The organism is Dactylosporangium sp. CS-047395, assembly GCF_050942185.1.
In the GTDB taxonomy this organism is placed as follows: Bacteria; Actinomycetota; Actinomycetes; order Mycobacteriales; family Micromonosporaceae; genus Dactylosporangium.
Window position 1 is genome coordinate 1,994,026 of record NZ_CP192015.1, and the last position, 25,510, is coordinate 2,019,535.

Below are 25,510 nucleotides of genomic sequence, written 5' to 3' on the forward strand. Positions count from 1 at the left end.
CGACGACGGCCGATACGCCGGGAAACTTCCGGCGGACGATCGCTGTTGCCAAAACAGTTTATGAACTGTCGAAGATAACGGCTTGAAGCGATAGGATCACCGGTCGTGACATCGATCGGCGGGAGTGTGCACATGGTGCGAACGCGCGAGGTGCCAGACCACATCTTCGAGAAACTGATCGGCGCGCTGATCTGCGAGTCCGCCGCCGCGCTGCTCGCCCAGCGGGCCCGGGGCACGACCCTGCACGCGGGCGAGGCGTTCGGCCGGGTGCTCGCCTGGCTCTGGGACAGTGCGACTGACGATGTCGTACCGTACGTGGCCGACCTGACCGCGCAGGTGCGCCACCACGCGGTCGGGGCGGACGCCTCCATCACGCTCGAGGACGTGCTCGCGGCCGTGGGCCGGGCCGCCGCCCCGATGCCGCCGGCCGAGAGCGCGGCCATGCTGGCCTGCCTGCGCTCCGGGTTGCCCGCGTACCTGTGAATGCCGAAGCGCGGCGGGTGCAGTACACCCGCCGCGCCTTTTGGTTCTTGCGACCTAGTTGAGCGCGAACTTCTGTGCGGCGGAACCGTTGCAGTCCCAGATCTGCAGGCGCGTGCCGTTGCCGGTCGCCCCGTTCGGGGAGTCGAGGCAGCGGCCGGACTGCGGGTTGCGCAGGGAGCCGTCGGCCTGCTGCTGGAAGACCTGGCCGCCGACGCCGTTGCAGTCCCAGAGCTCGACCTGGGCGCCGTTGGCGGTGCCGTTGCCGACGATGTCCAGGCAGCGGCCGAGGGTGCGCAGCGAGCCGTTGGACTGGTGGAACCAGTGCTGGTCCACGGCGTAGGACTGACAGTCCCACAGCTGCACGGCCGTGCCGTTGGTGCCGGAGTCGTCCGCGGCCACGTCGACGCACTTGCCGCCGGGGCCGACGTTCGTCCCGCCGCCGTTCACCGCGAACTTCTGCGCCGCGGATCCGTTGCAATCCCAGATCTGCAGGCGCGTGCCGTTGCCGGTGCTGCCGTTGGGCGAGTCGAGGCAGCGCCCGGACTGCGGGTTGCGCAGCGAGCCGTCCGCCTGCTGGATCCACTTCTGCCCGCCGACGCCGTTGCAGTCCCACAGCTCGACCTGCGTGCCGTTGGCCGTGCCGTTGCCGTTGATGTCAAGGCACCGGTTGATGGTACGCAGCGAGTTGTCGGCGAAGTGGGTCCAGCGCTGGTCCTCGGCGTAGTTCTGGCAGTCCCAGAGCTGCACGCCCGTACCGTTGGATCCGGTGTCGTCGGCGGCCACGTCCACGCACTTGCCGCCCGGTCCGGCGACGGTGCCCGCCGGGCCGTTGGGGACGTTGGTCTGGCCGCTGTAGCCGACGCTGACCACGTTGGCCTGCACGGCGTTCTCGGCGGCGTCGGAGGGGTAGCCGTAGACCATCGCGCCCTCGAACCAGGTGCCCCGGTTGCGGTTGGAGTTGTCGCCGCCGATGCCCAGGATGATGCCGCCCTCCTGGTGCATCGGGCGGTACCCCGGCTTGTCGGTCGGCAGCGCGCCGTTCCACCACGTCGTGAGCCCGCCGGACTGCGAGTTGCCGCCCTTGAGCGCGTACGTGGTCTGCCCGTTGTTCTTCAGCACGGCCGTCACGTACGCCGAGTTGTTGCCCGGGTTCGGGTTGGAGCCGTTGCCGCCCTGGAACATGCCGTTCTCCATGTCCGCCTCGATCCACGGGCCGGAGCCCTGGCACGGCGGGAAGAAGCAGGTGGTGGCGATGCTGATGGCGTCCATGTGCCCGTTGCCGATGTCGTACGGCGTGGCCTCGGCGTTGCCGTAGTCGAAGCAGCAGTCCGAGCCGACGTGCGTGCCGCTGGCGACCATGTAGACGCCCTCGGGCTGGCCGTTGACGGCGACGCCCGGGGCCCGCCCGTTGAAGCGGTACCCGACGCCGGGGGAGACCCACAGGCCGTACACCTTGTGTCCGCCCGCCGTCACGGCGATCTCGCTCGCGTCCGCGCCGCGGTCACCCGAGCCGGCCCCGCCGTCCGGCGCGATGGTCAGGTCGCTGTGGTTGCTCGTCTGGTCGAAAATGCGCGTGATCCGGCACGTCGTCCCGTTGCAGAACGCGTCCTGATCGCCGGCGTTGGCGTACCCGCCCGCGGCGAGCAGCCCGACGTTGTGCGTGGCACCGTTGTCCGCGCGCTGCACGGTGTAGAGCGGCCCGTTGTACGCCGCGAACAGCGCGCGGGTCGTGCTGTGCGCGGCGACGCACGCCGTGCCGTTCGAGGCGTAGATGTCACAGGGCAGGGGCCCGGCGGCCTGCGCCGTCCCGCTGAGCCCGACGATGACACCGGCGGTGAGGGCCAGGCTCGCGGCGGTGGAGAGCAGCAATCTCCAGCGCCGGCCCGGTCGTGATCGATCGACCACGGGAGGACCTCTTTCTTCGGGGGTTTTCCGCGCGTACCGCGGGAGCGCTCACCACGGCCGATTGGCGGCGACCATGGCGATCGATGCTTCATTATGCGTAACTGCGATCGTCTTTGGTAGAACCTGTTTGAAACTGTTGAATCCGCGCTCCCCGTTTGTGACACCCCTGTCACATGCGTGCGAGAGGTCTGGTGGCGCTCGCCGGTGCGCTCCGGACACAAAGCGGCCCGGTGCGAGATCGCACCGGGCCGGGGACGTTGCGGTGGGTGGGTCAGTCGGTGCCGAACTCCATCGCGGCGCTGTCGAGGAGTTCGTCGTCGGCGTCGGACGGGGCCGGGCCGCGCGCGGTGATCGCGGCCGCGCCGCCCGCCGGCATGGCGCCCAGCAGGTCGGCCGACGGGGTCTGGTTGGCGCCGATCAGCATCGGATGCGGGCTGCCGATCACGTTCAGCGTGACGTACTGCTCCAGCTTCGCGCGGGAGTCGGCGATGTCCAGGTTGCGCATGGTCAGCTGGCCGATGCGGTCGACCGGGCCGAACGCGGCGTCCTCGGTGCGCTCCATCGACAGCTTGTCCGGGTGGTAGGACAGGGACGGGCCGGTCGTGTCGAGGACCGAGTAGTCCTCGCCGCGGCGCAGGCGGAGGGTCACCTCGCCGGTCACGGCCGAGCCGACCCAGCGCTGCAGGGCCTCGCGCAGCATGAGGGCCTGAGGGTCGAGCCAGCGTCCCTCGTACAGCAGGCGGCCGAGCTTGCGACCCTCGTTGTGGTACGCCGCGACGGTGTCCTCGTTGTGGATCGCGTTCACGAGGCGCTCGTAAGCGGTGTGCAACAGGGCCATGCCCGGCGCCTCGTAGATGCCGCGGCTCTTGGCCTCGATGATGCGGTTCTCGATCTGGTCGGACATGCCCAGGCCGTGCCGCCCGCCGATGACGTTGGCCTCCAGGACCAGGTCGACGGCGCTGGCGAACTCCTTGCCGTTGATGCTGACCGGGCGGCCCTGTGCGAAGCCGACGGTCACGTCCTCGGCCGGGATCTCGACCGCCGGGTCCCAGAAGCGGACGCCCATGATCGGGTCGACGATCTCCAGGTGCGCGTCGAGGTGCTCCAGCGACTTGGCCTCGTGCGTGGCGCCCCAGATGTTGGCGTCGGTCGAGTACGCCTTCTCGGTGCTGTCGCGGTAGGGCAGCTGGTGGGCCAGCAGCCACTCCGACATCTCCTTGCGGCCACCGAGCTCGCCGACGAACGCGGCGTCGAGCCACGGCTTGTAGATGCGCAGGGCGGGGTTGGCGAGCAGACCGTACCGGTAGAAACGCTCGATGTCGTTGCCTTTGAACGTCGACCCGTCGCCCCAGATCTGCACGTCGTCCTCGAGCATCGCGCGCACCAGCAGCGTGCCGGCCACGGCCCGGCCGAGCGGCGTCGTGTTGAAGTAGGCGCGGCCGCCGGAGCGGATGTGGAACGCGCCGCACGCGAGCGCCGCGAAGCCCTCCTCGACCAGGCTGGCCCGGCAGTCGACGAGACGGGCGATCTCCGCACCGTACGCGGTGGCCCGGCTCGGCACCGAAGCGATGTCGGGCTCGTCGTACTGGCCGATGTCGGCCGTGTACGTGCACGGGATGGCGCCCTTTTCGCGCATCCAGGCAACGGCTACCGAGGTGTCGAGACCACCGGAGAAGGCGATACCGACGCGCTCACCGACAGGCAGGGAGTTCAGAACCTTGGACACGGGTACAAGCATATACGAAGGACTGCATAATCATGCAAGCCCGTTCGGTGATTAGTGGCACGCCGCGGTCGTGCCCTTCGGCTCCGGCGGGCCGGAAACCGGACGGCGTTGGCGAAGCCGCGACGGGCGGGTCGAACGAGGCCGTGCCGGTCGGGGTGCCGGTGGTCTCCGTCAGGGCGGACGCCGGGAGCGACGAAGTACATTCACCCCGATGGCGACTGAGTGGTTCTGGTCGGTTCTGGAGACGCACGCGCGTGACATGGACGGTCTTGTCGCGTGGTTGCGCAGTGCGCCGCGGGATCAGGTGGTGGCGTTTCAGGTGGCGTACGAGGAGGCGGCCGGGGAGTTGGCCGACTACTGGGACGGGCCGCTGGTCGACGGGGTGCAGTACTCCGAGGACGACACCGAGGACCTGTGCCTGTGGATCGTGGCGCAGGGCCGGGACGCGTGGGAGGACGCGCGGGTGGACTTCGGGGCGGCCGTGCGGCGGTACGGCGCGCGGGACGTGGACGATGCGTGGGTGCCGGGCGGCGTGGCGTACCAAATCTTCTTTGGGCGGTTCGGTTCGTCGTTGCTCGGGTAGCGCCGTTCGGTGACTCTGGTGGTTGATGTCGACGGGGCGTTCGACGAGGTGGTCGCGCAGTATGAGGCGGCCGTGCCCGAGTATCCGGCCGCGCGGTTCGAGCGGTTGATCGCCGAGCGGGCGACGTGGGCGGATGTGGTCGGGCTGACCGAGCGGATCGCGATCAACGGGTTTCTCATCTACTTCAAGTTTCCGGCCGATCCGCTCATGGGGCTGGCGGGGAACAAAGCGCGCTGCCGGGTGTACCTGATGGGCAATCATCTGCTCGCCGAGCGCATGTATCGGCATGATCCGGCGGTCATGCTCTACGCGCCGTTGCGCACGGTTATCACGCAGATGAATGGCTTGACGGTACGGTTCGCGATCGATCAGCCGAGTGCGCAGTTCGCGCAGTTCGGGGTGCCGGAGATCGACGCGGTCGGGGCGGAGCTCGATCGTAAGCTTGCGGCGCTGCTCACCGGGCTGGGGTGGCCGGTGCCGGCGGAGCTCGCGGCCGGGGGTGTCACGCGGCGCGGGTGATCAGGTCGTGCATGGTCTGCCGGGCGAGGGCCATGCGGATGCGGCGGTCGCTGCGCGGGTCGGTCATCGTCGGGACGATCGGTTCGCCGATGACGATGACCATTGTCGGCTTGCGGCGGAACAAACGGCTCAGGCCGGTCGGCGGCCGGAATCGAATGGACAGCGGGATCACCGGGACGCGCGCCTGTGCGGCCAAATGGAATGCGCCCTGCTTGAAGTCGCGCAGGCTCGTGTCGTACGGGCGCAGTTCGCCCTCCGGGAAGAAATGCACGATCCGGCCCTGGGCCAGGAACAGTTGCAGCTCGGAGAAGAACGCCGGCAGGCCCGCCGGAGTGCGCGGCACCGCGACGCCGCCGAGGATTCGGACCAGGCCGCCGTACAGCCGGTTGTCCAGATTCATCGGCGCGGCCGTGAACACCGGACGGCGCGGAAAGACGGCCAGGCCGACGAGCACACTGTCCAGCAGGTGTACGTGATTGCAGATGGTCAATGCGCCGCCGGTGCGCGGAAGCCTGGTGTCGCCTTCGGTGCGCACGCCCAGCATGACGCGGGTCCAGATGAACAGCAGCGGGATGGCGATCGCGTAGTAGAAAGCGTTCGAGAGCAGGCGGTACAGGCGCCCGACGTAACCCGCCGGTTGTTCGGGTGCGCGGTTCGCGCGGTCGTACACGCGCTCGATCGCCTTCACGCTGCGTTCGACCGTGTACAACTCGGCGAACCGCGCATAGTCGGCCGACGAAGCGGCGAGGGCGTCCGGATCCTCGATCCAGGCGTCGATGCGCTCGGCCAGATCCTGCGGGTCGCCGGCCCGGAACAGGTTGCCCGGCGCGAGCGCGAACTGCCCCGTTGCCGAGCGGCGGCTGTCGGAGATGACGGGCACCAGCCCGCACGAGAATGCCTCCATGCACGAAAGGCCCTCGATCTCGACGTCCGAGGCGTGCACGTACAGGTCGCTCGTTCGAATCAGTTCGATGAGCGCTTCCTGGGAGTACCAGCCGAAATGGACCGGCCCCGGCAACTTCGCGGCCATCCGTCGCAGCCGCTTCTCCGCCGGCCCGTGCCCGGCGAAATGCAGCTCGATACGCTCGGCGTGCCGCGACCGGCGCACCGCGCGAATGAGCACATCCTGTCGCTTCTCGGGGGACAGGCGCCCGACCATCAGGATGCGAAACGGCGCGCCGGGCGGTCGCACCGTATTCGTTCGGGGCCGAAACGCGCTCCCCACACCGTTGGAAATCACGTGCAGGCGGCTCTTGTACCCGTAGTGCCGCAACTGCGCCGCAATGAACGTCGACGGGCAGTGGATGTCGGTGAACCGCCGATAGAACAGCACTCGAAGCAGCACGTAGACGAGCTGCGCGGCGGGAGGGAACCAGCCCAGCCCGATGTTGTACGTGATGTTCTCAGGCTGAATATGGAACCCCGCGATCGCCGGCACCCCGAGCCGCTCGGCGATTTTCTGCGCCGCCCGCCCGAGCGGCCACGGCTGATAGATGTGCACGACATCGGCCCCGGTGATCGCCTCGACGAGCGTGCCGCGGACGGGTTTCGCGAACAGGGTGTTCTGCCGATGCGCGAACGTGCTCGCGATGGGCACGACGAGCTCTGGCACCCAGTACATCTGAGGCCCTTCGGGGTTTTCCGCCCCGGGTTTTCCGCACGCGACGACGCGAACCGTGTGGCCCCGCTTCATGAGGGCCGCAGCGAAGCGCGTCGCCGAGATCGTGGTGCCGTTGTTGCCCACATTGAACGTGTCGATGACCAGCGTGATGACCATTTGCCGCCCCGCGACCAAACCGAATGATCAGCACGTTATGCAACGCCGCCCCGCCGGTCAATCTTCCCGGGGTCGATGGATGTGTGATCTGTCAGCCAGTTGCGTTCACCCTCGCCTGGTCAGTGCCTCGGCATCGCCGGTCAGTGTCTCGGCATCGCCGGTGACCAGCGGACCGGGAGGGTTCCGGCCGCTGTCAGGGCCGCGTTGATGCGGCTGAAGGGGCGGCTGCCCAGGAAGCCGGTCTGGTTCATGGGGCTTGGGTGGCCTGCTCGCAGTACGACATGGTGGTTGTTCGTGATGAGTGGAGCCTTGGCCTTCGCGGCGGCGCCCCACAGGACGAACACGACCCGCTCGGCCTTGTCGTTCAGGGCGCGGATCGTGGCGTCGGTGATGTTCTCCCAGCCGTGGCCCTTGTGCGAGTTCGGCGTGCCGGCGCGGACGGTCAGGACGGCGTTGAGCAGCATGACGCCCTGCCTGGTCCAGGCGGTCAGGTCGCCGGACGGCGGGGGTTCGACGCCGAGGTCGTCGCGCATCTCCTGGTACACGTTGCGCAGCGACGGCGGGACGGCGACGCCGGGCGGGACGCTGAAGCTGAGGCCGTGCGCCTGGCCGGGCTTGATGTACGGGTCCTGGCCGAGAATCAGGACCCGCGTGCTGGCGAGCGGGCTGAGCTTGTACGCGGCGTAGATGTCCTGCTTGCGCGGGTAGACGACGCCCGAGTTGTACTGCTCGACCACGAACGAGGAGAGCGCCGCGACGGTCGTGGGGTCGACGTACGGGGTGACCGCCGCGCGCCAGTCCTCGGGCATGAAGTCCAGCAGATAGACGGGCATGGCCCGCAAAGCTATCAGCCCGCGGGCCGTCCCGGCCGATCAGTCCAGGACTGGAAGATCGAGGTCCTGGTACTTGTCCGCGGTCGCGGCGCGGCGGAGCCAGGTCTCGATCTGTTCGATGTCCGTGGAACTGGCGATGTCGGCCCGGACGTTCTCAGGGACCTCGACGCCGCGGGTTTCGAGCACGCTCAGCACGGCACGGGCTTTGCCCTCGGCGTAGCTGCGGCGGGCGAGATCACTCTGGAACCGAAAGCCAGTGTTGGTCATGAGCTCCTCCAGACACTCCCGCGCCGCCTCCGGCAGCCGGGAAAGGACCAGGTCTGCACCGGTCGGCGGGTTTTCATCGACGGTTCGCGTTGAGCGGGGCATTGAAGCCGTGCCGGAATAGCCGTGCTGTCGGCCCTGGCCCACGCGCCCGGTGTGACGGCGGGCCAATGGCCATCAGTTCCGTGCACCATCTGAAGCGGCCCGCCGAGGATCTCGGCCGCCAGCATGGGACGCTCCCGGAACAGCTCGATCACGGTTTCGTGCAACAGCTTGGGCACACCGTGGAGCCTACGAACGACCCTCACGATCTGCCAAGCGTTGTATCACTCAGCGTGAACCAAGTCGGCGGTCACCAGCCGCGGGCGCGCCATTCGTCGAGGGAGGGGCGTTCGGTGCCGATGGTCGAGTTCTTGCCGTGGCCCGGGTAGAAGGTGACCCCGTCCGGCAGGACGTCGAAGAGCTTCGTGGTCACGTCGTGGAGGAGCGAGTCGAAGTCGGCCTTGTTGCCGTGGGTGTTGCCCACGCCGCCGGGGAAGAGGGAGTCGCCGGTGAAGAGGTGGCCGCCCTCCTCCGGGTAGTACAGCGCGATCGAACCCGGCGTGTGCCCGACCAGGTGGATGACCGACAGGGCGCAGTCGCCGACCGTGAGCGTGTCGCCCTCGTTCAGGTGGGCGTCCACCACCGGGATCTCGGGGGCGTCGGCCGGGTGGGCCAGGGACTGGGCGCCGGTCGCGTCGACCACGTCCTGCAGGGCCATCCAGTGGTCCGGGTGGCGGTGGGTGGTGACGACCGCGCGGATGCCGCCCGGTTCGACGAACTGCAGCAGCCGGGAGGCGTCGTTGGCCGCGTCGATGAGCACCGCGTCGCCGGTGGCCCGGCAGCGGAGCAGGTACGCGTTGTTGTCCATCGGGCCGACCGACAGGGACGTGATGTCGAGTCCGGTGCTCATTTCCAGGCCTCCAGGTTGGGCAGGTCGCCGGTCAGGGCGGTGCCGTCGCCGCGGCCGGTGAGCCAGGCGGCCAGGGCGTGCACCGGGCCGGTGACGGTCGGGGCGTTCTCGACGGTGAGCAGGACGGTGCCGTCCGGGTCGACCAGGGTGGCCGCGTGCGGGGTGGCCGGGTCGTGCAGGAGGCGCAGGGGGAAGGCGTCGGGCCAGTCGGCCGAGGTGTAGCCGGCGCAGAGGTCGACGTGGTGCAGCTCGACCTCGCAGAGGCGGGACCAGACCACGCGGGCGGCCGGGATGGGCGTGCCGGAGGGCAGGGCGACCGTCACGGACCAGGCCTCGGGGGGCATGGCGTCGATCGCGGTGGCCAGGCGGGTCGAGGCCGCGGCCACGTCAGCCAGCTGGGCGGCGAGCGGGCGGTCGGCGCCTGCCTTGATGCCCTCGTCGCGGGCCTCCGGCGACTCGTACGCCGGGGTGCGGACGCCGGTGCGGGCCCAGGTGAGCAGGTTGACGTACGCGTCGGCGTTGCGGGCCAGGTGGCTGAGCATGTGGCCGCGCGTCCAGCCGGCGCACAGGGTCGGCTCGGCCAGGTCGGGGTCGCTGAAGGAGGCGATGGTGGCGAGCAGGCGGGAGGTGGCGCGCTCCAGCTCGGGATTCAGGACCAGCGGATCGGCCGTCACCGGTCCAGGTTATCGCTGCCGCACGCCGACCGCGGGCGGGAGGTCGCCGGCCGCCCAGTGCAGCTCATCCTCCCAGTCGGCCACGCTGAGGTCGACGGTCTCGAAGCAGAGGCGGGCGCCGATGGGCTTCCCGAGGTACCCCGCGAAGAGATCATGCACCACGACCAGCCGCTGGCCGACCGCGAACGCCGCGGGATCGGGGCCCGCCGCCGGTCGGACCTCCAGGCGGCCGTAGACGCCCATGTCGGCGTCGGTGCCGCGCTCCTCGACGATCACGTCCAGGATCTCGTCCTCCGCGCCGACGTGGAAGCCGTAGCAGGCGGTGCCGAAGGTCAGCCAGAACCGCATGAGCGAGTCGTCCTGCCCGGGGGACACGTGCCACTGCACGTCGGCCCGGTCGAGGCGGAGTCCGACGGCGCCGGACAGCACACGCGAGGGAAGCACCGTCCGACGATAGCCCCGATATTCGGTTTCGCGTCGCTGCCGCGCTACCTACCGTGGGTTTCCGAACGCCAGTTCGGATTGGAAGGACTACAGTGAGTATCGACCTGTCGGCCCTGGGTTGGGACGACGGCTTCGCCGAGGTCTTCGGGCGCTTTGACGTGCCCGGGCAGCGACCCGCGCGGGTGAGCCGCGTGGACCGGGGCGTCTGCACCGCGCTCACGGCCGGTGGACCCGTGCGCGCCAGCGTGGCCGGTGGGCTGCTGGCCCGGGCCGCGCAGGATCCGCGCGCGATGCCTTGTGCGGGGGACTGGCTGGTCGTGCGCGACTGGCCCGACGACCGGATCACCGCCGAGTTCGTCCTGCCCAGACGCGCCGCGATCGTCCGCGCGACGGCCGGCGAGGAGTCGTTCGGCCAGGTGCTGGCGGCCAACATCGACGCCGTCGCCGTCGTGGAGCCGGTCGACCCGTCGCCGGATCCGGGGCGGATCGAACGCCTCCTGGCGCTGGCCTGGGAGTCCGGGGCAAAGCCTCATCTGGTACTGACAAAAGCCGATCTCGCCGCGGACCCCGAGGCGCTGGCGGCGCAGATGCCGGGGCACGCGTCCGGCGTGACGGTTCACGCGGTGAGTGCGCGGACCGGGCTCGGCCTGGACGGGCTGCGGCCGCTCGTCGCGCACGGCCGCACGCTCGGCCTGCTCGGGCAGTCCGGGGCGGGCAAGTCCAGCCTGGTCAACGCGCTCGCCGGGGCGCCCGTCATGCAGACGCGGGCACTGCGCTCGGACGGCCGCGGGCGCCATACGACCACATATCGGGCGTTGATTCCGATGCCGGACGGCGGCGCGGTGCTGGACACGCCGGGGGTGCGGCTGGTCGGCATGTTCGACACGGTGGCCGGCCTCGACCGGGCCTTCGCCGATGTGACGCTGCTCGCCCGGGGCTGCCGGTTCGACGACTGCGGCCACGGTGACGAGCCCGGATGCGCCGTGCGCACGGCGGTCGAGGAGGGCGAGCTGAGCCCGCGCCGCTACGCCAGTTGGCAGAAACTGCAAAAAGAGCAGAAGCTGGCTTCGGTACGTCGTCAGCGTCGCGAGAACCGCGAGCGCCGCCGGCCGGCCCGGGGCTGATCAGGCCCGCTTCCCCCGTTCGAGGTCCCCTCGCGCGGGCGGCGGCCAAAAAATGTCATACCCCCTGGCTAGAGTTGTCGGCTGGCACCAGGACGGTGTTCCAACCGGACGAATACTGCCAAGGGGAAGCATGTCCGACCGCTTGATCATCCGTGGCGCACGGGAGCACAACCTCCGCGACGTCAGTCTTGACCTGCCGCGCGACGCGATGATCGTGTTCACCGGGCTCTCCGGCTCCGGCAAGTCGAGCCTGGCGTTCGACACGATCTTCGCCGAGGGCCAGCGGCGTTACGTCGAGTCGCTCTCGTCGTACGCGCGGCAGTTCCTCGGCCAGATGGACAAGCCCGACGTGGACTTCATCGAGGGTCTGTCCCCGGCGGTCTCGATCGACCAGAAGTCGACCTCGCGCAACCCGCGCTCGACGGTCGGCACCATCACCGAGGTCTACGACTACCTCCGGCTGCTCTACGCGCGCGTCGGCGAGCCGCACTGCCCGGTCTGCGGCGAGCTGATCACCAAGCAGACGCCGCAGCAGATCGTCGACCGCGTGCTGGCCATGGACGAGGGCACCCGCTTCCAGGTGCTCGCGCCGGTCGTGCGCGGGCGCAAGGGGGAATACGTCGACCTGTTCGCCGAGCTGCAGTCCAAGGGCTACGCGCGGGCCCGGGTCGACGGCGTCGTGCACCCGCTGACCGAGCCGCCGAAGCTCAAGAAGCAGGAGAAGCACACCATCGAGGTGGTCGTCGACCGGCTCGCGGTGAAGCGGAGCGCCAAGCAGCGGCTCACCGACTCGGTGGAGACCGCGCTGAAGCTGGCGGCCGGCATCGTGATCCTGGAGTTCGTCGACCTGCCCGAGGACGACGAGCACCGCGAGCGGCTGTTCTCCGAGCACCTCGCGTGCCCCAACGAGCACCCGCTGTCGATCGAGGACCTGGAGCCGCGGTCGTTCTCCTTCAACGCGCCGTACGGTGCCTGTCCCGACTGCACCGGCATCGGCACCAAGAAGGAGGTCGACCCGGAGCTGATCATCCCGGACCCCGACCGCACGCTGCGGGAGGGCGCCATCGCGCCGTGGGCGACCGGGCACACGCTGGACTACTTCCTGCGGCTGCTGGAGGCGCTCGGCGACGAGGAGGGATTCAACCTCGACACCCCGTGGCAGGGCATCTCCTCGCGCGGGCAGAAGGCCATCCTGCACGGCAGCGAGGACCAGGTCCACGTCCGGTACCGCAACAAGTACGGCCGCGAGCGCTCCTACTACACCGGCTTCGAGGGCGTGGTGCAGTGGATCGAGCGGCGGCACGCCGACACCGACAGTGACTGGTCGCGGGACAAGTACGAGGGGTACATGCGCGACGTGCCCTGCGGCACCTGCGGCGGCACCCGGCTCAAGCCCGAGATCCTGGCCGTGACGATCGCCGGGCGCAGCATCGCCGACGTCTGCAACCTCTCCGTCGGCGACGCCGCTGAGCTGCTCGGCGCGATGGAGCTCACCGACCGGCAGAAGATGATCGCCGAGCGGGTGCTCAAGGAGATCAACGCCCGGCTGCGCTTCCTGGTCGACGTCGGCCTGGACTACCTTTCCCTGGACCGGGCCTCGGGCACGCTGTCCGGCGGCGAGGCCCAGCGGATCCGGCTCGCCACGCAGATCGGCTCCGGCCTGGTCGGCGTGCTGTACGTGCTCGACGAGCCCAGCATCGGCCTGCACCAGCGGGACAACCACCGGCTCATCGAGACGCTGGTGCGGCTGAAGAAGCTCGGCAACACGCTGATCGTGGTCGAGCACGACGAGGACACCATCCGCACCGCCGACTGGATCGTCGACATCGGGCCCGGGGCCGGCGAGCTGGGCGGCAAGGTGGTGCACAGCGGGCCCTACGAGCAGCTGCTCAAGACCGAGGAGTCGGTGACCGGGGCGTACCTGTCCGGCAAGCGCAGCATCCCGACGCCGGAGATCCGCCGGCCGCGCACGCCGGGCCGCGAGCTCGTGGTCGTCGGCGCGCGCGAGCACAACCTGCACAACCTGACCGTGCCGTTCCCGCTCGGGCAGCTCACGGCCGTCACCGGGGTGTCCGGATCCGGCAAGTCCACGCTGGTCAACGACATCCTGCACGCGGTGCTGGCGAACACGGTGAACGGCGCTCGGCTCGTACCGGGGCGGCACACCCGCATCTCCGGGCTCGACCAGGTCGACAAGGTGGTCGGCGTGGACCAGTCGCCGATCGGCCGGACGCCGCGGTCCAACCCGGCGACCTACACCGGCGTCTTCGACAACATCCGTAAGCTCTTCGCGGAGACGACGGAGGCCAAGGTGCGCGGCTACGGGCCGGGCCGCTTCTCGTTCAACGTCAAGGGCGGCCGCTGCGAGGCGTGCGCGGGCGACGGCACGATCAAGATCGAGATGAACTTCCTCCCCGACGTGTACGTCCCGTGCGAGGTGTGCAAGGGCGCGCGGTACAACCGCGAGACCCTCGAGGTGCACTACAAGAGCCGGACGATCGCCGAGGTGCTCGACATGCCGATCGCCGAGGCGGAGGGCTTCTTCGAGGCCATCCCGGCGATCCACCGCCACCTCAAGACGCTGGTCGACGTGGGCCTGGGCTACGTGCGGCTGGGCCAGCCGGCGCCGACCCTCTCCGGCGGCGAGGCGCAGCGCGTGAAGCTGGCCTCGGAGCTGCAGAAGCGCTCGACCGGGCGGACGGTGTACGTGCTCGACGAGCCCACCACCGGCCTGCACTTCGAGGACATCCGCAAGCTCCTGCTGGTGCTGCAGGGCCTGGTGGACAAGGGCAACACGGTGATCGTCATCGAGCACAACCTCGACGTCATCAAGGCCGCGGACTGGATCATCGACATGGGCCCGGAGGGCGGCCACAAGGGCGGCACGGTGGTCGCGGCGGGCACGCCGGAGGAGGTGGCGGAGCTGCCGGAGAGCTACACGGGGCAGTTCCTGCGGCCGGTGCTGGGCCTGAAGGGCGAGCCGTCGGGCTCGCCGGAGGCGCGGGACCGGGCGGCCCAGGCCAACGGCACGAAGCCGGCCGCGACCCCGCGCAAGACGGCGGCGGCCAAGGCGGCTCCCGCGAAGGCCACCGCTGCCGCGGCCAAGACGGCGGCTCCGGCGAAGAAGGCGGCGCCCCGGAAGACCGCCGCGAAGAAGGCTCCGGCCAAACGCTGATTTTTATACGGCGACCCGGGACCTGCTTTGGTCCCGGGTCGCTTGCTGTGCGTCGGGGCCGGGCTGTTGATCGATAAGTCGGGCGCTTCGCGCCGCGACTTATCGGACTTATACCCCGACGCGGTATAAATCGGGTTTGCAGTTTTTATCCGACTCCGCGCGATCCGGGGCGCTCATGATCGTCAGGTTGCGCTGCTACCGTGGCCGCTGGCGAGGCTGACCTCAGGAGGAAACGCGTGCCACAAGAGGACGTCTTCAACCTTTGCGCCGCGCGGCGCTCGCTGCTGCTCGGCGCGGGCGCGCTCGGCGTCGCGGTGCTGGCCGGCTGCGGCGACGGCGACGATTCCGCGCCGAGTGCCGGGGGCGGTGGCGCCTCCAGTGCGCCCGCCGCTGCGCCCACCACCGGCAACCCGTTCGACGACAACGGCACCGGCGGCGGGGGAGGCGACCAGGTGCCGTCCAACGCGCTCGTGGCCGCGGGCGAGGTGCCGGTCGGCGGCGGCGTGATCGTCAAGGACACGGTGCTGGTGCTGCAGCCGACGAAGGGCGCGTTCAAGGCGTACGACGCGGCGTGCCCGCACGAGGGCGCGATCGTCGACCCGCCGTTCGACGGCAACCCGGTGATCATGTGCCCGCGGCACAACTCGAAGTTCAAGGTGGCCGACGGCGGCAAGATCAGCGGGCCGGCGCCGCGCGGGCTGAAGGGGATCAAGGTCAGCGTCAAGAACGGGTACGTCGTTCAGGGCTGACCGATACGTCAGGTGATCACTCGATTGCGGTTTGGGTGCCGAACTCACAGTTTTTGTTGAGCATTGAACCGTATCCTCCATGATCTGTGTATGGCCGCAGCCTGCGGGCACACGACCATTGGAGGAGCTAGATGAGTGAGACGACCCGCCGCGCGGTGCTCGCCGGGGCGGTCGGCGTGACGGCCGTGACGGTGCTGGCCGCCTGCGGCGACGACGACAGCGGATCGGACAGCACCGGCTCCGGCGCGACCCCTGGCGGCCCGATCGCCAAGAAGGCCGACGTTCCGGTGGGCGGCGGCAAGATCGTCTCCGACGACGGCGGCACGGTCATCACGCAGCCGGAGGCGGGGACCTTCAAGGCGTTCACGGCCATCTGCACCCACCAGCAGTGCATCGTGACCGACGTGGCGAACAACAACATCAACTGCAAGTGCCACGGCAGCACCTTCTCGGCCACGGACGGCAGCGTGACCAACCCGCCGGCGAACCAGCCGCTGAAGGAGAAGACGCTCCGGTTCGAGGGCGACGACATCTACGTCGCTTCCTGACCGCACGCGAAGGCCGGTCGCTCGGGGACGGGCGGCCGGCCTTCGATTTTCTGTCGTACCCCCCGGATAGTCTCGAAGCGTGCCAGACCCGTCCACGTATCGACCAGCACCCGGAACCATTCCCGACACACCCGGCGTGTACCGCTTCTACGACCCCTCCGGGCGGGTCATCTACGTGGGCAAGGCCAAGAGCCTCCGGCAGCGGCTCAGCAGCTACTTCGCCGACCTGTGGACCCTGCACTCGCGCACGCAGCAGATGGTCACGACCGCCGCGCGGGTCGACTGGGTGACGGTCGGCACCGAGGTCGAGGCCCTCCAGCTGGAGTACAACTGGATCAAGGCCTACGACCCGCGGTTCAACGTGCGGTACCGCGACGACAAGAGCTACCCCTACCTCGCCGTCACGCTCGACGAGGCCTACCCGCGGCTGCAGGTGATGCGCGGGAGCAAGCGCAAGGGCGTGCGCTACTTCGGTCCCTACGCGCATGCGTGGGCCATCCGCGAGGTGCTCGACCTGCTGCTGCGGGTCTTTCCGGCCCGCACGTGCTCGGCCGGGGTCTTCAAGCGCGCCGGGCAGATCGGGCGGCCGTGCCTGCTCGGGTACATCGGGAAGTGCTCGGCCCCGTGCGTCGATCGGGTGAGCGAGGACGAGCACCGCCGGATCGTCGAGGACTTCTGCGACTTCATGGCCGGCAAGACCGACGTGATGGTCAAGCAGCTCGAGCGCGAGATGTACCAGGCGTCGGACGAGCTGGACTTCGAGCGCGCGGCGCGGCTGCGGGACGATCTCGGGGCCATGCGGCGGGCGATGGAGAAGCAGGCTGTCGTGCTTGGGGACGGTACCGATGCGGATGTTGTCGCTTTTGCCGACGATCCGCTGGAGGCCGCCGTGCAGGTCTTCCATGTGCGCGGGGGGCGGGTGCGAGGCCAGCGCGGGTGGATCGTGGAGAAGACCGAGGACCTGACCCCCGGCGACCTGGTGCACCACTTCTGCACGCAGATCTACGGCAGCGAGGCCGGGGCCGAGGCCGCCGATCTGCCGCGCGAGCTGCTGGTCCCCGAGCTGCCGGCCGACGTCGACGCGCTCGCCGACTGGCTCAGCAAACTGCGCGGGAGTCGGGTTTCCCTTCGTGTACCGCAACGAGGCGACAAGAAAACGCTCGCCGAAACGGTCGCCCGCAACGCCGAGCAGGCGCTCCAGCAGCACAAACTCCGGCGTGCCGGTGACCTGAGCACGCGCAGCAAGGCCCTCGAGGAGATCGCCGAGGGTCTCTCGATGGGCACGGCGCCGCTGCGCATCGAGTGCTACGACATCTCGCAGATTCAGGGCACCGACGTGGTCGCCAGCATGGTCGTCTTCGAGGACGGGCTGTCGCGCAAGAGCGAATACCGGCGGTTCGCGATCAACGGCGCCACCGACGACGTCTCCGCGATCTCCGAGGTGCTGCGCCGGCGGTTCGCCCGCTACCTCGACGCCAAGGTCGAGATCGACGAGGCGGCCGAGATCGATCCCTCCCGCCCCGGCATCGACCCGACGACCGGCCGGCCGCGCAAGTTCGCCTACCCGCCGCAGCTGGTCGTCGTCGACGGCGGCCAGCCCCAGGTCAACGCGGCCGCGCAGGTCCTGCTCGACCTGGGCATCGACGACATCACGGTCTGCGGCCTGGCCAAGCGCCTTGAGGAGGTGTGGCTGCCGGACGACGAGTTCCCGGTGATCCTGCCGCGCGCCTCCGAGGGCCTCTACCTCCTGCAGCGGGTCCGCGACGAGGCCCACCGCTTCGCGATCACGTACCACCGGCAGAAGCGCTCCAAGCGAATGACGGCCTCGGCGCTCGACTCGATCCCCGGCCTGGGCGAAATCCGCCGCAAGGCGCTGTTGCGGCACTTCGGGTCGCTGAAGCGGTTGAAGGCGGCGAGCTTGGAGGAGATCGCGGAGGTGCCGGGGATCGGGCGGCGGACTGCTGAGGGGATTCAGGCGGCTTTGAACGCGGACCCGCTGGCCTCGGCCCGCCCGCCGGCGGACCGGGAGGCGGCACCGGACTCGGGCTCGGTAGCTGCACCGGACTCAGACTCAGACTCGGGGTCGGCTGCGGTGGTGGCGACGGAGTCAGACTTGGGTTCGGCTGCGGTGGTGGCACCGGAGGATTCGGACTCGGGTTCGGCTGCGGTGGTCGCGCCAGAGTCGGGCTCGGAGTCAGCCGCGGTGGCCGCACCGGACTTGGACTTGGCTGCGGTCGAGCAATCGGAGGTCGCGGCCTCGGCGGACGAGCCGGAGTTGGACGCGGAATCGGCGGATGCGGCTGTGGATGCGGCTGCGGTGAATCCATCGCGTTCGGCCTGACCGGCGCTTCGGGTGCTGGGTGCCGGGTCGGGGGCCGGCGGACGCGGCCGGACAGGGTTCGGCGGACGCAGCGGGCCGAGTGCGGTAGGTCGGCGGCGGCGTGTCGACGGCGTGTCGACGGCGGGGCGGCGGACGCGGCGGGTCAGGGGCGGCGGGTCGAGGGCGGCGGGTCGAGGGCGGCGGGTCGAGGGCGGCGGGTCGAGGGCGGCGGGTCGAGGGCGGCGGACGCGGCGAGTCGGGGGCGGCGTGTCGGCGGGCGTGTCCGGTTCGTGGGGGATCGGGGCCGAACGGGCGCCGCGGCGGCTCTCCTGGCGCGGGCCTCGTGGTGTGGGCTATGACACGGATGGGGGACATCCGTGCCGGTGGTTCCGACCGTCGCGACACGCCCGAGTGCGGGTCTGGCGTGGGGAATCCGAGGGCAGGGGCCTGGAACGGGGCGCCGGTAGGAGGGTTGCTGGAGATACCGCGAACTAGTGCAAACCGACCGACCGTCCGATGGCGGGGGCGGTACGACATAAACTCGTCGACGTGTCGAGAGAAGGCGACTTGCCGGAAGACGCCGCGGGGGCCGTTGGCGGGGATCAACCGCCTGGTGGGGCGGTGGGGGACGAAGGTCTGTTCCTGAGTGCCGAAGAACGGGCCGAGCTCGGTGCCGGATTCGGTGAAGTGGACCCCGATGAGGGGCCGCTGCCCGGGCGCAACACCACCGACCTCGTGATCGTGACCGGGGTGTCCGGGGGCGGGCGCAGCACCGTGGCGCGGGCGTTGGAGAACGTCGGGTACTACGTCGTGGACAACCTGCCCCAGGCGCTGCTGCTCGACATGGCCGAGCTGGCGCACGCGGCGCAGGGGGCGGTTCGGCGTACGGCCATGGTGCTGGACGTGCGCAGTCACGCGTTCTCGACCGATCTGCCCGGTGCGATGAAGTCGCTGCGCGAGCGGGGGTTCAACCCGCGCATGGTGTTCGTCGACGCCGATGACGAGGTGCTGATCCGGCGGTTCGAGAGCGTGCGGCGCTCGCATCCGTTGCAGGGGGCCGGGCGGCTGTCCGACGGCATCGCGGCCGAGCGGAAGTTGCTGCAGGAGGCGCGCGAGCAGGCCGACGTCCTGATCGACACGAGCCACCTGAACGTGAACCAGCTGCGCGGGCGCGTCGAGGAGATGTTCGGCGAGGAGGACACGACCCAGATCAGGGTCACGGTGCTGTCCTTCGGCTTCAAGTACGGCCTGCCGCCCGATGCCGACTTCGTGCTCGACGCGCGGTTCCTGCCCAACCCGTACTGGGTGCCGGAGCTGCGGGAGCACACCGGGCGGGAGACCGACGTCAGCCGGTACGTGCTGGGGCAGCGCGGGGCGATCACGTTCGTCGAGACGTACGCGCGGCTGATCAACGCGACCGCGCCGGGGTTCGAGCGGGAGGGCAAGCGGTACCTGACGATCGCCGTCGGGTGCACGGGCGGCAAGCATCGCAGTGTCGCCATCGCCGAGGAGCTGGCCCGGCGCCTGCGTGAGATGCGGCTCTCGGCCTCGCCGCAGCACCGCGACCTGGGACGCGAATGACAAGCCGAACCACCCGCGGCAACGGAGCCGCGCAAAACCCGGCCACGCGCCCGGGTCAGACAAGCACTGCCAAAACCGGAGCAACAACGCCCGAAAAGGCCGAACAGGCGGTCAGGGTCGTGGCGTTCGGGGGCGGGCACGGACTGTCGGCCACCCTGCGGGCGCTGCGCGTCGTCCAGCGTGGACGGCCGCTCGACATCACCGCCGTCGTGACAGTGGCGGATGACGGGGGCTCGAGCGGGAGACTGCGGCGTACACGAGAAATCTTGCCTCCGGGTGATCTCCGTCAGGCCCTGGCCGCGCTGGCCGACGAGGCCGCGATCGCCGAGCTGTTCCAGCATCGGTTCACCGGCGAGGACGACATCGCCGGGCATCCGGTCGGGAATCTGGTGCTCGTGGCGCTCATGGAACAGGCCGGCGACCCGGTGGCGGCGCTCGACCGGGCCGCGGCCATGCTGCGGTGCGGTGGGCGGGTGCTGCCGATGTCGCGTGATCCGCTGCACATCGAGGCCGACCTCTCGGAGGGTGGCGAGGTCGTCACGGTGCGCGGGCAGCACGAGGTCGCGGTGACCACCAAGACCATCGACCGGGTGCGGCTGACGCCGGCCGCGCCGGAGGCGTGTGCCGAGGCCGTGCGCGCGGTACGAGAGGCGGATTGGCTTTTGTTCGGGCCTGGATCGTGGTTCACCAGCGTGATCCCGCACCTGCTGGTGCCGGGGCTGGCCGACGCGATCCGGGAGAGCGGCGCGCGGCGGCTGGTCACGCTCAACCTGGCCGCCGACAGCGAGACGGCGGGGCTGACGCTGCCGGAACACCTGGCCGCCCTGCCTCGTTACCTACCTGGACTGCACGTCGATGTAGTTCTTGCCGACGGGAAAGCGGTAGGCGACCCCGAACCGGTCCATCGTGCGGCAGAATCGCTTGGTGCGCGGCTGGTGCTGGCCCCGGTCGCCGTCGGGGATGGCGCGCCCCGGCACGACCCGCAGGCGCTGGCGGCGGCGCTCGAGCCGCTGTTGCAGACCCATCGCAAGGCCCGGCCCACCGGAACGACGACGAGCGGCGCGAACCGTTCGGGCGGCGCGGCGGGCACCGGTGCACGGAACGAGAACGGTGCGCGAGCCCACGCCGGCAACGGGGGCCGGGCGCGCACCGGTACGGACGAGGACATGACCGCGAACACGAAAACCGCGAGGTGACGACAGAATGGCGATGACCGCTGCGGTCAAGGACGAGCTGAGCCGGGTGGACGTGGCCAAGCCCTGCTGCCGGCGCGCCGAGATGGCCGCACTGTTGCGCTTTGCGGGAGGGCTCCACATCGTCTCCGGCCGCGTGGTCGTCGAGGCCGAGCTGGACACCAACGCCGCCGCTCGCCGGCTGCGGCGGGAGGTGTCGGAGGTGTACGGGTACGGCAGCGAGATCCACGTCCTCGCGTCGGGCGGGCTGCGCAAGGCCAGCCACTTCATCGTCCGCGTGGTCAAGGACGGCGAGGCCCTCGCGCGCCAGACCGGCCTGCTCGACGTGCGCGGACGTCCGGTGCGCGGCCTCCCGCCGCACGTCGTCTCGGCCAACATGTGCTGCGCGGTGGCCGCGTGGCGCGGTGCCTTCCTGGCCCACGGCTCGCTGACCGAACCCGGCCGCAGCTGTGCGCTGGAGATCACCTGCCCGGGTCCCGAGGCGGCGCTCGCGCTGGTCGGGGCGGCCCGGCGGATCGGGATCACCGCCAAGGCCCGCGAGGTGCGCGGGGTCGACCGGGTCGTGGTCAAGGACGGCGACGCGATCGCCGCGCTGCTCACCCGCATCGGCGCCCACCAGAGCGTGCTGACCTGGGAGGAGCGCCGGGTGCGGCGCGAGGTCCGGGCCACCGCCAACCGGCTCGCCAACTTCGACGACGCCAACCTGCGCCGCTCGGCCCGGGCCGCGGTGGCCGCCGCCGCACGGGTCGCCCGCGCCATGGAGATCCTCGCGGACACCGCGCCGGATCATCTCAGCAGCGCCGGTACCCTGCGCCTCGAGCACCGCCAGGCCTCGCTCGAGGAGCTCGGCGCCCTGGCCGATCCGCCGTTGACGAAGGATGCGATCGCCGGCCGTATAAGGCGTCTGCTCGCCCTCGCCGACAAGCGCGCCCGTGACCTGGGCATTCCCGACACCGAGTCGGCCGTGACGCCGGAGATGCTGGTCGGCTGAAGATCAAAGTGCCACCTGCAGAACGCCAGATCCCGCTTGTACCGTATAAATCGCCCGACGGGGGATAAGTCCGATAAGTCGCGGCGCGCCAGCGCCCGACTTATCGTGATCAAATGCGCCCAAGCGAGCGCTCAAAGCGCACAAACGAGCGACTGGCCGAAGCGCGCAGAAACGAGCGGTCGAAGCACACACGTAGCGCGCACACGTGGGCGCTCAAAGTGCGCACGCGTGACCAGCCAGAAGCGAGCACAGGACAGCGGTCGCAAACGTGCACGAAGCGAGCGGCCGTAATGCGCACAAATACGCGCAGTGTGAGCCAGAGCCGTGAGCCGGACGGCAGCCCGGTAAGGGGTCCGAGCCGCCGTGTGCGCCGTACTCTCGAACGTGGGCTCCGACACCCCCGCGCAGTCGTGACCGGTTCGAGACGATAGGGTTTGCCGTGTTCGGCGATGAGGCCGACTCGGGTCGCTCCTCGCTGTTCGATCGCCGCCGCGACACGCGGCCGGGCCCAGCACCAACTGGGTGGGACCGGACCGGCGGGACCAGGGTGGGCGAGCCAATAACACTCATCTGGCGCACGGCATCGGAAATCATTGCGAGCCGGGGCGCGAAGAGACGAGGAGATGTGTCGAAGTGACCATCCGGGTTGGCATCAACGGCTTCGGCCGTATCGGGCGCAACTTCTTCCGTGCGGCGCTGGCCAAGGGCGCGGACATCGAGGTTGTCGGGGTCAACGACCTGACCGACAACGCGACGCTGGCGCACCTGCTCAAGTACGACAGCATCCTCGGCCGGCTGGGCGAGGAAGTGAAGGCGAGCGCGGACGAGATCTCGGTCGCGGGCAAGTCCTTCAAGGCCCTCGCCGAGCGCGACCCGTCGAAGCTGCCCTGGGGCGACCTGGGCGCGGACGTCGTCATCGAGTCGACCGGCATCTTCACCGACGCGGAGAAGGCCAAGGTCCACGTGGCCGGCGGCGCCAAGAAGGTCATCATCTCGGCCCCGGCCAAGAACGAGGACCTCACGATCGTCTTCGGTGTGAACGAGCACCAGTACGACCCGGCCAAGCACACGATCATCTCCAACGCGTCGTGCACCACGAACTGCCTGGCCCCGATGGCGAAGGTCATCAACGACACGTTCGGCATCGAGCGTGGCCTCATGACCACGATCCACGCGTACACGCAGGACCAGAACCTGCAGGACGGCCCGCACAAGGACCTGCGTCGCGCCCGCGCCGCGGCCCTGAACATCGTGCCGACCTCGACCGGTGCGGCCAAGGCGATCAGCCTGGTCATCCCCGAGCTCAAGGGCAAGCTCGACGGCTACGCGCTGCGCGTGCCGGTCCCGACCGGCTCGGCGACCGACCTCACGGTCACCGTCGGCCGCGAGACCAGCGTCGAGGAGGTCAACGCCGCGCTCAAGGCCGCGGCCGACGGCCCGCTCGCCGGCATCCTGGTCTACACCGAGGACCCGATCGTCTCCACCGACATCGTGACCGACCCGGCGTCGTGCATCTTCGACGCGGGCCTGACCAAGGTCATCGGCAACCAGGTCAAGGTCGTCGGCTGGTACGACAACGAGTGGGGCTACAGCAACCGTCTCGTCGACGCCGTCACCCTGGTCGGCACCGGCCTGTGAAGACGCTCGACGACCTCCTGAGCGAGGGCGTCGCCGGTCGGCGCGTGCTGGTGCGCGCCGACCTGAACGTCCCGCTGGACGGAGACAAGATCACCGACGACGGCCGCATCCGGGCCGTCCTGCCGACCCTCAACGCCCTGCGCGAGGCCGGCGCGGCGAAGATCACCGTCATGTCGCACCTCGGCCGCCCGAAGGGTGCGCCGGACCCGAAGTACACCCTGGCGCCCGTCGCGGCCCGCCTCAGCGAGCTGCTCGGCACCCAGGTGGCCTTCAACGGCGGCGACGGTGACGTCGTGCTGCTGGAGAACCTGCGCTTCAACGCGGGGGAGACCAGCAAGGACGAGGGCGAGCGCAAGGCGTTCGCGCAGGAGCTGGCCGCGCACGGCGACGTCTACGTCGACGACGCGTTCGGCGCCGTGCACCGCAAGCACGCCAGCGTGTACGACACGGCCGCCCTCCTCCCGCGCTACGCGGGCTACCTGGTGGCCAAGGAGCTCGAGGTCCTCAGCAAGCTGACGGGCCAGGCCGAGCGGCCGTACATCGTCGTGCTCGGCGGCTCGAAGGTCTCGGACAAGCTCGCCGTCATCGAGGCGCTGCTGCCCAAGGTCGACAAGCTGCTCATCGGCGGCGGCATGTGCTTCACCTTCCTCAAGGCCCAGGGCCACGAGGTCGGCAAGAGCCTGCTGCAGGACGAGATGGTCGACACCTGCAAGGACCTGCTCGAGCGGGGCGGCGACAAGATCGTGCTGCCGACCGACGTGGTGACCGCGGACAAGTTCGCGGCCGACGCGGCCACGCAGACCGTCTCCGTCGACGCGATCCCCGCCGACGAGCTGGGCCTGGACATCGGCCCCGACTCGGTGGCGGCCTTCGCGGCCGCCCTCGACGGCGCGAAGACCGTCTTCTGGAACGGCCCGATGGGCGTGTTCGAGCTGGCGCCGTTCGCGGCCGGCACCCGGGGCGTCGCCGAGGCGATCACCAAGGTCGACGGCTTCACGGTCGTCGGCGGCGGCGACTCGGCCGCGGCGGTCCGCGCGCTGGGCATCCCGGAGGACGGGTTCAGCCACATCTCCACCGGTGGTGGCGCCTCCCTCGAGTTCCTCGAGGGCAAGGCCCTGCCGGGCATCACGGCGCTGGAGGCGTAACCGATGGCCGAGGTCACCGGACGCCGCCCGCTCATGGCCGGCAACTGGAAGATGAACCTGAACCACCTCGAGGCGATCGCACTGGTCCAGAAGCTGGCCTTCACGCTCACCGAGCAGCAGCTCAACGACGTGGAGGCGGTCGTCCTTCCGCCGTTCGTCGACATCCGCAGCGTCCAGACGCTGGTCGACGGGGACAAGCTGCTCATCGGCTACGGCGCGCAGGACATCTCCGCGCACGTCTCCGGCGCCTACACCGGTGAGATCTCCGGGGCGATGCTGGCCAAGCTCGGCTGCCAGTACGCCGTGGTCGGGCACTCCGAGCGCCGCCAGTACCACAACGAGGACGACGCACTGGTCAACGCCAAGGTCAAGGCGGCGCTGACCAACGGCATCGCGCCGATCCTGTGCGTGGGCGAGGGCCTGGAGATCCGCGAGTCGGGCGAGCACGTGGGCTACACCCTCGCGCAGCTCGACGCCGGCCTGGAGAAGGTCAAGACCGACGAGGTCGAGAAGATCGTCATCGCGTACGAGCCGGTCTGGGCGATCGGCACCGGCAAGGTGGCCACGCCGCAGGACGCGCAGGAGGTCATCGGGGCGATCCGCACCCGCCTGGCCGAGAAGTACACCGGCGGTACGGCCGACCGGGTGCGCATCCTCTACGGCGGCTCGGTGAAGCACGACAACGTCGCGGCGATCATCGAGCAGCCCGACATCGACGGCGCGCTCGTCGGCGGTGCGAGCATCGACGCCGAGGGTTTCGCGAGGATTGTCCGCCTCGGCAAGTAGGCAACGTAACAAGGCAAATACCCAGCGTCGCGCGGTCCGGTTCGGGCCGCGCGACGCTGTGTTGTGTGACCCACCCGTTGTACCGCGGGAGCTGAATGAC

The 25,510-nt window shown here is 69.9% G+C and carries 20 protein-coding genes and 2 pseudogenes; 14 read left to right on the forward strand and 8 right to left on the reverse strand.

The window, feature by feature from the left end:
- The first annotated feature begins 132 nt into the window (after window positions 1–132).
- A complete protein-coding gene (locus ACQP00_RS09215; RefSeq protein WP_433217203.1) occupies window positions 133–483 on the forward strand; it encodes a hypothetical protein in 351 nt (116 codons plus the stop codon).
- Window positions 484–537: 54 nt separating this feature from the next.
- Here ACQP00_RS09215 and ACQP00_RS09220 read toward each other — a convergent pair whose 3' ends face one another.
- Together ACQP00_RS09220 and argG are read right to left on the reverse strand one after the other, a co-directional pair.
- The gene (locus tag ACQP00_RS09220) at window positions 538–2,388 is read right to left on the reverse strand and encodes an arabinofuranosidase catalytic domain-containing protein (RefSeq protein ID WP_433217206.1); all 1,851 of its coding nucleotides are present in this window, start codon (window positions 2,386–2,388) and stop codon (window positions 538–540) included.
- A gap of 271 nt (window positions 2,389–2,659) precedes the next feature.
- Window positions 2,660–4,114, reverse strand: a complete 1,455-nt coding sequence (argG, locus tag ACQP00_RS09225; RefSeq protein ID WP_433217209.1) for an argininosuccinate synthase — start codon at window positions 4,112–4,114, stop codon at window positions 2,660–2,662.
- A 211-nt stretch (window positions 4,115–4,325) separates the two neighbouring features.
- Between argG and ACQP00_RS09230 the strand changes: the two genes are divergently transcribed.
- Together ACQP00_RS09230 and ACQP00_RS09235 are read left to right on the forward strand one after the other, a co-directional pair.
- Window positions 4,326–4,697, forward strand: coding sequence for a hypothetical protein (locus ACQP00_RS09230; RefSeq protein ID WP_433217212.1), 372 nt, complete (start codon window positions 4,326–4,328; stop codon window positions 4,695–4,697).
- A gap of 18 nt (window positions 4,698–4,715) precedes the next feature.
- Entirely contained in the window at window positions 4,716–5,216 is a 501-nt protein-coding gene (locus ACQP00_RS09235) for a DUF302 domain-containing protein (protein WP_433217215.1), read from the forward strand.
- On the opposite strand, the gene ACQP00_RS09240 is transcribed toward ACQP00_RS09235, so the two are convergent.
- The 6 genes from ACQP00_RS09240 to ACQP00_RS09265 all read right to left on the reverse strand — a co-directional run bounded on the left by ACQP00_RS09240 (window position 5,200) and on the right by ACQP00_RS09265 (window position 10,160).
- On the reverse strand, window positions 5,200–6,993 hold the full coding sequence (locus ACQP00_RS09240; protein WP_433217218.1) for a glycosyltransferase: 1,794 nt from the start codon (window positions 6,991–6,993) through the stop codon (window positions 5,200–5,202). The two genes, ACQP00_RS09235 and ACQP00_RS09240, sit on opposite strands and share 17 nt — an antisense overlap.
- A 140-nt stretch (window positions 6,994–7,133) precedes the next feature.
- A complete protein-coding gene (locus ACQP00_RS09245) occupies window positions 7,134–7,826 on the reverse strand; it encodes a uracil-DNA glycosylase (RefSeq protein ID WP_433217221.1) in 693 nt (230 codons plus the stop codon).
- A 39-nt stretch (window positions 7,827–7,865) separates the two neighbouring features.
- On the reverse strand, window positions 7,866–8,237 hold the full coding sequence (locus ACQP00_RS09250; RefSeq protein ID WP_433217224.1) for a hypothetical protein: 372 nt from the start codon (window positions 8,235–8,237) through the stop codon (window positions 7,866–7,868).
- A gap of 205 nt (window positions 8,238–8,442) precedes the next feature.
- On the reverse strand, window positions 8,443–9,042 hold the full coding sequence (locus ACQP00_RS09255; protein ID WP_433217227.1) for an MBL fold metallo-hydrolase: 600 nt from the start codon (window positions 9,040–9,042) through the stop codon (window positions 8,443–8,445).
- Window positions 9,039–9,716 carry a maleylpyruvate isomerase family mycothiol-dependent enzyme gene (locus ACQP00_RS09260; RefSeq protein WP_433217230.1) on the reverse strand — a complete coding sequence of 226 codons (678 nt, stop codon included), beginning with the start codon at window positions 9,714–9,716 and terminating at the stop codon, window positions 9,039–9,041. The genes ACQP00_RS09255 and ACQP00_RS09260 overlap by 4 nt, the downstream gene beginning before the upstream one ends.
- A 9-nt stretch (window positions 9,717–9,725) precedes the next feature.
- Entirely contained in the window at window positions 9,726–10,160 is a 435-nt protein-coding gene (locus ACQP00_RS09265; protein ID WP_433217233.1) for a hypothetical protein, read from the reverse strand.
- Between the two features lie 92 nt (window positions 10,161–10,252).
- Between ACQP00_RS09265 and rsgA the strand changes: the two genes are divergently transcribed.
- The 11 genes and pseudogenes from rsgA to tpiA all read left to right on the forward strand — a co-directional run bounded on the left by rsgA (window position 10,253) and on the right by tpiA (window position 25,410).
- Window positions 10,253–11,284 (forward strand): ribosome small subunit-dependent GTPase A, encoded by a 1,032-nt coding sequence (gene rsgA, locus ACQP00_RS09270; protein ID WP_433217236.1) that lies wholly within the window; start codon window positions 10,253–10,255, stop codon window positions 11,282–11,284.
- Window positions 11,285–11,414: 130 nt separating this feature from the next.
- Window positions 11,415–14,459, forward strand: coding sequence for an excinuclease ABC subunit UvrA (uvrA, locus tag ACQP00_RS09275; protein WP_433217239.1), 3,045 nt, complete (start codon window positions 11,415–11,417; stop codon window positions 14,457–14,459).
- Window positions 14,460–14,695: 236 nt separating this feature from the next.
- A complete protein-coding gene (locus ACQP00_RS09280) occupies window positions 14,696–15,208 on the forward strand; it encodes a Rieske (2Fe-2S) protein (protein WP_433217242.1) in 513 nt (170 codons plus the stop codon).
- A 131-nt stretch (window positions 15,209–15,339) separates the two neighbouring features.
- Window positions 15,340–15,756 carry a Rieske 2Fe-2S domain-containing protein gene (locus tag ACQP00_RS09285; protein ID WP_433217245.1) on the forward strand — a complete coding sequence of 139 codons (417 nt, stop codon included), beginning with the start codon at window positions 15,340–15,342 and terminating at the stop codon, window positions 15,754–15,756.
- Window positions 15,757–15,835: 79 nt separating this feature from the next.
- Window positions 15,836–17,776 (forward strand): annotated as a pseudogene (gene uvrC / locus ACQP00_RS09290) (excinuclease ABC subunit UvrC); the annotation flags it as partial.
- 987 nt (window positions 17,777–18,763) lie between these two features.
- Entirely contained in the window at window positions 18,764–19,657 is an 894-nt protein-coding gene (gene rapZ, locus ACQP00_RS09295; protein WP_433223786.1) for an RNase adapter RapZ, read from the forward strand.
- A gap of 119 nt (window positions 19,658–19,776) precedes the next feature.
- Window positions 19,777–20,685 (forward strand): annotated as a pseudogene (locus tag ACQP00_RS09300) (gluconeogenesis factor YvcK family protein); the annotation flags it as partial.
- Window positions 20,686–20,860: 175 nt separating this feature from the next.
- Window positions 20,861–21,841: a DNA-binding protein WhiA gene (gene whiA, locus ACQP00_RS09305; protein ID WP_223102186.1), complete on the forward strand. Its 981-nt coding sequence runs from the start codon at window positions 20,861–20,863 to the stop codon at window positions 21,839–21,841.
- A 633-nt stretch (window positions 21,842–22,474) separates the two neighbouring features.
- The gene (gap, locus tag ACQP00_RS09310; protein ID WP_433217248.1) at window positions 22,475–23,479 is read left to right on the forward strand and encodes a type I glyceraldehyde-3-phosphate dehydrogenase; all 1,005 of its coding nucleotides are present in this window, start codon (window positions 22,475–22,477) and stop codon (window positions 23,477–23,479) included.
- Window positions 23,476–24,624: a phosphoglycerate kinase gene (locus tag ACQP00_RS09315; protein WP_433217251.1), complete on the forward strand. Its 1,149-nt coding sequence runs from the start codon at window positions 23,476–23,478 to the stop codon at window positions 24,622–24,624. Before gap ends, ACQP00_RS09315 begins: the two co-directional genes overlap by 4 nt.
- 3 nt (window positions 24,625–24,627) lie before the next feature.
- Entirely contained in the window at window positions 24,628–25,410 is a 783-nt protein-coding gene (gene tpiA / locus ACQP00_RS09320) for a triose-phosphate isomerase (protein WP_433217254.1), read from the forward strand.
- Window positions 25,411–25,510 lie beyond the last annotated feature (100 nt).